This window comes from uncultured Escherichia sp., assembly GCF_948475835.1.
Lineage (GTDB): Bacteria > Pseudomonadota > Gammaproteobacteria > Enterobacterales > Enterobacteriaceae > ECMA0423.
Window position 1 is genome coordinate 1 of the sequence record NZ_CAOLGM010000178.1, and the last position, 6932, is coordinate 6932.

Here is a 6932-nt window from a genome sequence, read left to right on the forward strand (position 1 = left end):
GAAATAGACTATCAAAAAACGCTCATTTATTTAGAACCTATCTTTAATTTGAGTGTATGAGCGCACAATAGCCAGGGGGGGGGAGTATCCTGGAAATTCAGAAAAGTAAACTCTTTGAGAAGGACGAGCAGAACGCCTGAAAATATGCCTTTCCCTTCAGATTTGTCTGTGGATACCGCTTATTGATTTGAAAGGGCAAGCTGCCATCAGGCTGTTTGCAAAACTCAGGAGGTAAGCAATGAGGACACTACTTTCGGTGAAGTGGGGGAGTTAAAGTCACCTGCTATGCAGGTGACTTTATCCAGGCGAACGTGTTATCAGAACGCGTAGTTAAAGTTAGTACCGAACAGCCAGGCTTTACCTTCAGACTCGAACTGGTATGGGCCTTCGTTAATTTTCACGCTCTGACCGTGCATATAAGAAACACCAACGTCGACTGAAGCATCTTTATTAAATGCGTAAGTCGTACCTGCACTCAGCCAGAAACGGTCCTGGTCCGGAATGGAGATAGAACGATTCTGAGCCGGAACTGGGCTGTCATCAAAGGCGATACCGGTACGGAAGGTCCAGTTATCATCGTAGTAATAAGTGGTACCCAACGCGATGCGGTAAGCATCTTTAAAGCCTTCATGTTTCTGGAACAGCGTGTCGCCACTGGCTGAGGTCGCTTTCAGCTGCTGGAACTGACTCCAGCTGGTGTAAGCCAGGCTATAGTGAATCGCCCACTGTGGATCAACACGGTTATAACCTGACACTTCCCACATTTCAGGCAGGTTCAGCGTCAGATAACCCGATTGCGTTGCGCCACCTGTCGCGGTAGGAATTGGCAAACCGTAGTTATTAAACGCACGATTAAGATCGCTGCTGTAGTTACCTTTGAAGTCAATTTTCACTTCAGAACGGTAGGTCAGTGCATAGCGGTTATTTTTATCCAGTTCATACAGGATTCCGGCGTTCCAGCCAAAGCCCCACTGGTTACCGTTCAGATGAGCGATTTTGGTATTACTGTCGATACCGTTGGCGGTAGCTGCCAATGCTTGCCCTTGAGGAGTTTGCCCGGCAGGAGATTGCATAATCTGACCAGCAACCAACTGCCCCAGATCGCCTGCGAAACGTTCAATTTTCGCGCGAGCGTAGACGGCGTTGAAACCAAGACCAAAGCTCCATGCATTATTTAAGCGATACGCACCGCTTAAGTTCAGGTTCATGGTTTCAAGGTCAGTTGTACCCCCGACAGAGCCGCCTGCATAAGTATCATTAAACTCTGTTGCCAGACCATAGTTAGAGGTAATAGAAGCGCCCCAACCAAATTGGTCGTTAATCGGTGCAACAAAGTGCATGTTCGGAACCCATGCCGTAGGCGCGATGTTATCGGCTTTCAGGCTACGACCAGACGGAGACGTTCCGCTGATATTCACATCCGGGTCAATATAAACCGCACCCGCAGAAAAAGTCGGGCGGTCAAACATGGTAATCAATGCGGGGTTACGGCTAACGTTACCTGCATCATCGGCAATTGCGCCTTCCCCTGAATAAGCCCGGCCCAAGCCAGAGGAAGAAAATTCGTTTAACTGAAAGCCTGCCGACCAGGCCTGGGTGGAGATAAGTGCCACTGCGACTGCGAGAGCAGACTTTGTAAACAGGGTTTTCTGGCTCATGACCATAACCTCAATGATTTATTTTTATACAAACTATGTTACGTGCTGTAACAGGAGCGCGAAGTGTAGGGTCTGAGGTACATCTTAGAAATCAGACCAGTGGCGAGAGTATAGGTCGGACCAGCTGGAATGTTGCAAGTATGTTTCCATCTTTTTTCAAATATGATCTAAGAAACGCGATCCAGCTGGCAAAATTTGGAGGTTGCGCACTCGCGGATTCGGGTGAATTTTGTTTTAGATCATTTTTAAGTGTGATTTCGGTCACTTATCCGATTTTGCAGAATTAACAACTGGAGCAGCACTTTCCGGAAGCGTAAAATATCCACAACGTTTATCTGGCACCTTGGGTGCACATACAGAGGAAATCAACGATGAGTAAATGTAGTGCTGATGAAACCCCGGTTTGCTGCTGTATGGATGTTGGCACCATTATGGACAACTCCGACTGCACCGCGTCTTACAGCCGCGTGTTTGCAAACCGCGCAGAAGCAGAACAAACGCTGGCGGCGCTGACTGAAAAAGCCCGTAGCGTGGAATCCGAACCGTGCAAAATCTCCCCGACTTTCACTGAAGAGTCTGACGGTGTGCGCCTGGATATCGATTTCACTTTTGCCTGCGAAGCTGAAATGCTGATCTTCCAGCTGGGTCTGCGTTAATTCCTCTCGGGTACGTTCGCCCCTGTCAGTTGCTGGCAGGGGCGTTTTCTTTTCTTTCTCCTGTCTTCACTGTGTCATAGCTCCCACTTTCTTTTTTCTCCGCTTGGCTAAATGTAAAAAAATGGTTAAGACTATGATCAGGTCAGACCACTTTATTTATTTTTTTACAGGGGAGTGTTATGGGTCAGGTTTTACCGCTGGTTACCCGCCAGGGCGATCGTATCGCCATTGTTAGCGGTTTACGTACGCCTTTTGCCCGCCAGGGGACGGCTTTTCATGGCATTCCCGCGGTTGATTTAGGGAAGATGGTGGTAGGCGAACTGCTGGCACGCAGCGAGATCCCCGCTGAAGTGATTGAACAGCTGGTCTTTGGTCAGGTCGTACAAATGCCTGAAGCCCCCAACATTGCGCGTGAAATTGTTCTCGGTACCGGAATGAATGTGCATACCGATGCTTACAGCGTCAGCCGCGCTTGCGCTACCAGTTTCCAGGCGGTTGCAAACGTCGCAGAAAGCCTGATGGCGGGAACTATCCGAGCGGGGATTGCCGGTGGGGCAGATTCCTCTTCCGTATTGCCAATTGGCGTCAGTAAAAAACTGGCGCGCGTGCTGGTTGATGTCAACAAAGCTCGAACCATGAGCCAGCGCCTGAAACTCTTCTCTCGCCTGCGTTTGCGCGACTTAATGCCCGTACCGCCTGCGGTAGCAGAATATTCTACTGGCTTGCGGATGGGCGACACCGCCGAACAAATGGCGAAAACCTACGGCATCACCCGAGAACAGCAAGATGCATTAGCGCACCGTTCGCATCAGCGTGCCGCTCAGGCGTGGTCAGACGGTAAACTCAAAGAAGAGGTGATGACTGCCTTTATCCCTCCTTATAAACAACCGCTTGTCGAAGACAACAATATTCGCGGTAATTCCTCGCTTGCCGATTACGCAAAGCTGCGCCCGGCGTTTGATCGCAAACACGGAACGGTAACGGCGGCGAACAGTACGCCGCTGACCGATGGCGCAGCGGCGGTGATCCTGATGACTGAATCCCGGGCGAAAGAATTAGGGCTGGTGCCGCTGGGGTATCTGCGCAGCTACGCATTTACTGCGATTGATGTCTGGCAGGACATGTTGCTCGGTCCGGCCTGGTCAACACCGCTGGCGCTGGAACGTGCCGGTTTGACAATGAGCGATCTGACATTGATCGATATGCACGAAGCCTTTGCAGCTCAGACACTGGCGAATATTCAGTTGCTGGGTAGTGAACGTTTTGCTCGTGAAGTACTGGGGCGTGCACATGCCACTGGCGAAGTGGACGATAGCAAATTTAACGTGCTTGGCGGTTCGATTGCTTACGGGCATCCCTTCGCGGCGACCGGCGCGCGGATGATTACCCAGACATTGCATGAACTTCGCCGTCGCGGCGGTGGATTTGGTTTAGTTACCGCCTGTGCTGCCGGTGGGCTTGGCGCGGCAATGGTTCTGGAGGCGGAATAATGGAAATGGCATCAGTGTTTACTCTTAATGTTCGTCTGGACAACATTGCTATCATCACCATCGACGTACCGGGTGAGAAAATGAATACCCTGAAGGCGGAGTTTGCCTCGCAGGTGCGCGCCATTATTAAGCAACTCCGTGAAAACAAAGAGTTGCGAGGCGTGGTGTTTGTCTCCGCTAAACCGGACAACTTCATTGCTGGCGCAGACATCAACATGATCGGCAACTGCAAAACGGCGCAAGAAGCGGAAGCTCTGGCGCGGCAGGGCCAACAGTTGATGGCGGAGATTCATGCTTTGCCCATTCCGGTTATCGCGGCTATTCATGGCGCTTGCCTGGGTGGTGGGCTGGAGTTGGCGCTGGCGTGCCACGGTCGCGTTTGTACTGACGATCCTAAAACGGTGCTCGGTTTGCCTGAAGTACAACTTGGATTGTTACCCGGTTCAGGCGGCACCCAGCGTTTACCGCGTCTGATAGGCGTCAGCACAGCATTAGAGATGATCCTCACCGGAAAACAACTTCGGGCGAAACAGGCATTAAAGCTGGGGCTGGTGGATGACGTTGTTCCGCACTCCATTTTGCTGGAAGTCGCTGTTGAGCTGGCGAAGAAGGATCGCCCATCTTCCCGCCCTCTACCTGTACGCGAGCGTATTCTGGCGGGGCCGTTAGGTCGTGCGCTGCTGTTCAAAATGGTCGGTAAGAAAACAGAACACAAAACTCAAGGCAATTATCCGGCGACAGAACGCATCCTGGAGGTTGTTGAAACGGGATTAGCGCAGGGCACCAGCAGCGGTTATGACGCCGAAGCTCGGGCGTTTGGCGAACTGGCGATGACGCCACAATCGCAGGCGCTGCGTAGTATCTTTTTTGCCAGTACGGAAGTGAAGAAAGATCCCGGTAGTGATGCACCGCCTGCGCCATTAAACAGCGTGGGAATTTTAGGTGGTGGCTTGATGGGCGGCGGTATTGCTTATGTCACTGCTTGTAAAGCGGGGCTTCCGGTCAGAATTAAAGATATCAACCCGCAGGGCATAAATCATGCGCTGAAGTACAGTTGGGATCAGCTGGAGGGCAAAGTTCGCCGTCGTCATCTCAAAGCCAGCGAACGTGACAAACAGCTGGCATTAATCTCCGGAACGACGGACTATCGCGGCTTTGCCCATCGCGATCTGATTATTGAAGCGGTGTTTGAAAATCTCGAATTAAAACAACAGATGGTGGCGGAAGTGGAGCAAAATTGCGCCGCTCATACCATCTTTGCTTCGAATACGTCATCTTTGCCGATTGGTGATATCGCCGCTCACGCCACGCGACCTGAGCAAGTTATCGGCCTGCATTTCTTCAGTCCGGTGGAAAAAATGCCGCTGGTGGAGATTATTCCTCATGCGGGTACATCAGCGCAAACCATCGCCACTACGGTAAAACTGGCGAAAAAACAGGGCAAAACGCCCATTGTCGTGCGTGACAAAGCCGGGTTTTACGTCAATCGCATCTTAGCGCCTTACATTAATGAAGCTATCCGCATGCTGACCGAAGGTGAACGGGTAGAGCACATTGATGCTGCGCTAGTGAAATTTGGTTTTCCGGTAGGTCCAATCCAACTTTTGGATGAGGTAGGAATCGACACCGGGACTAAAATTATTCCTGTACTGGAAGCCGCTTATGGAGAACGTTTTAGCGCGCCTGCAAATGTTGTTTCTTCAATTTTGAACGACGATCGCAAAGGCAGAAAAAATGGGCGGGGTTTCTATCTTTATGGTCAGAAAGGGCGTAAAAGCAAAAAACAGGTCGATCCCGCCATTTACCCGCTCATTGGCGCACAAGGGCAGGGGCGACTCTCCGCACCGCAGGTTGCTGAACGGTGTGTGATGTTGATGCTGAATGAAGCAGTACGTTGTGTTGATGAGCAGGTTATCCGTAGCGTGCGTGACGGGGATATTGGTGCGGTATTTGGCATTGGTTTTCCGCCATTTCTCGGTGGACCGTTCCGCTATATCGATTCTCTCGGCGCGGGCGAAGTGGTTGCAATAATGCAACGACTTGCCACGCAGTATGGTTCCCGTTTTACCCCTTGCGAGCGTTTGGTCGAGATGGGCGCGCGTGGGGAAAGTTTTTGGAAAACAACTGCAACTGACCTGCAATAAGAAGGTCAAAGCTATATGAATCCGCGCTGAATGGCGGAGTGTTGGTCAAAATGTAAACGCATATTGACTATACTTACGCCATTGAGGTAAAAAACAGCGTTTCATTCGGTGAATGGATAAGGCACAATGCCGGCCACCGTTTTCTTTCTCTGGTTTCAGATGAAAGAAAACGGGCGAATCTGGTTAACAAAAGCGGTGCAATATGCAAGTTTTTATCATGCGTCACGGCGACGCAGCCCTCGATGCCGCCAGTGATTCCGTTCGTCCTCTGACCACTAATGGTTGTGACGAATCTCGCCTGATGGCGAACTGGCTGAAAGGTCAAAAAGTGGAAATCGAACGCGTTCTGGTGAGCCCGTTCCTGCGAGCCGAGCAAACACTGGAAGAAGTAGGGGATTGTTTGAACCTGCCTTCCAGTGCAGAAGTTCTGCCGGAGTTAACGCCCTGCGGCGATGTTGGTCTGGTCAGTGCCTATTTGCAGGCGTTGACCAATGAAGGTGTTGCTTCGGTACTGGTGATCTCTCACTTACCGTTAGTCGGGTATCTGGTTGCCGAGTTATGTCCGGGCGAAACGCCGCCTATGTTTACCACCTCGGCCATTGCCAGCGTAACGCTTGATGAAAGCGGAAACGGTACATTCAACTGGCAGATGAGCCCGTGTAATCTGAAGATGGCAAAAGCTATCTGATGTGTTCCAAATTATGCCCAATGAGGTAGATTCATTGGGCATAATTGCTCATCAGGCAGCGGATATCTGTCAACCTCACTACTATCGAAGACTCTCCTTATCTATAAATAAAACACTTTCTACATTCATTCGGAAATTATTCTTCTGCGCGTATCTTGATTTTGCCCAAAGTTACATGTTGAAATGAATAATGTCTGTTTGACACTCATTGTCATTTATTAATACAGATAATAGAGTTGAATAATCAGGCAGGATGTAATTGAAACTTGATTAAATTCTGGCTATAGTGTTTATAT

At 50.3% G+C, this 6932-nt stretch carries 5 protein-coding genes; 4 read left to right on the plus strand and 1 reads right to left on the minus strand.

What is annotated here, in order from left to right; translation table 11 throughout:
* Positions 1-317: 317 nt before the first annotated feature.
* On the minus strand, positions 318-1658 hold the full coding sequence (fadL, locus tag QZF50_RS21905; RefSeq protein ID WP_061892464.1) for a long-chain fatty acid transporter FadL: 1341 nt from the start codon (positions 1656-1658) through the stop codon (positions 318-320).
* A 371-nt stretch (positions 1659-2029) separates the two neighbouring features.
* On the opposite strand from fadL, the gene QZF50_RS21910 reads away from it, so the two are divergent.
* From QZF50_RS21910 to sixA, 4 genes are all read left to right on the plus strand, one after another.
* Positions 2030-2314 (plus strand): YfcZ/YiiS family protein, encoded by a 285-nt coding sequence (locus QZF50_RS21910; protein ID WP_000030901.1) that lies wholly within the window; start codon positions 2030-2032, stop codon positions 2312-2314.
* Between the two features lie 179 nt (positions 2315-2493).
* The gene (fadI, locus tag QZF50_RS21915; RefSeq protein ID WP_000531991.1) at positions 2494-3804 is read left to right on the plus strand and encodes an acetyl-CoA C-acyltransferase FadI; all 1311 of its coding nucleotides are present in this window, start codon (positions 2494-2496) and stop codon (positions 3802-3804) included.
* Entirely contained in the window at positions 3804-5948 is a 2145-nt protein-coding gene (gene fadJ / locus QZF50_RS21920; RefSeq protein WP_000425061.1) for a fatty acid oxidation complex subunit alpha FadJ, read from the plus strand. Before fadI ends, fadJ begins: the two co-directional genes overlap by 1 nt.
* Positions 5949-6150: 202 nt before the next feature.
* Positions 6151-6636, plus strand: a complete 486-nt coding sequence (sixA, locus tag QZF50_RS21925) for a phosphohistidine phosphatase SixA (RefSeq protein WP_001195819.1) — start codon at positions 6151-6153, stop codon at positions 6634-6636.
* Positions 6637-6932 lie beyond the last annotated feature (296 nt).

What these genes read in the sequence shown, in the direction of transcription:
- fadL (WP_061892464.1), bottom strand. Translation starts at nt 1,658, where the DNA reads ATGAGCCAGAAAACCCTGTTTACAAAGTCTGCTCTCGCAGTCGCAGTG.
- QZF50_RS21910 (WP_000030901.1), top strand. Translation starts at nt 2,030, where the DNA reads ATGAGTAAATGTAGTGCTGATGAAACCCCGGTTTGCTGCTGTATGGAT.
- fadI (WP_000531991.1), top strand. Translation starts at nt 2,494, where the DNA reads ATGGGTCAGGTTTTACCGCTGGTTACCCGCCAGGGCGATCGTATCGCC.
- fadJ (WP_000425061.1), top strand. Translation starts at nt 3,804, where the DNA reads ATGGAAATGGCATCAGTGTTTACTCTTAATGTTCGTCTGGACAACATT.
- sixA (WP_001195819.1), top strand. Translation starts at nt 6,151, where the DNA reads ATGCAAGTTTTTATCATGCGTCACGGCGACGCAGCCCTCGATGCCGCC.